We start from the raw sequence: 212 nt of genomic DNA on the forward strand, positions 1-212 counted from the left end.
GTGATCAGCGCCGTGCGCGATGCCCAAGGCAACGACGTGCCGAACAACGGCACCACCTTCGATACCACCCTCACTCTCTTGGGCACCGCCCTCGCCAGCCAGACCGTCGAGCTCTTCGACGGCAGCACCTCCAAGGGCACCGCTACGGTCAACAGCAGCGGCCAGTGGACGTTGTCGGTGAGCAGCCTGGCCGTGGGCAATCACAGCTTCAA

The 212-nt window shown here is 64.6% G+C and carries 1 protein-coding gene; it reads left to right on the forward strand.

What is annotated here, in order from left to right:
* Positions 1-212, forward strand: a 212-nt coding sequence (locus ACPYOD_RS19210) for an Ig-like domain-containing protein (protein WP_481303278.1), incomplete at both ends; no start/stop codon positions are given.

The organism is Luteibacter sp. HAY1-4A, assembly GCF_056755355.1.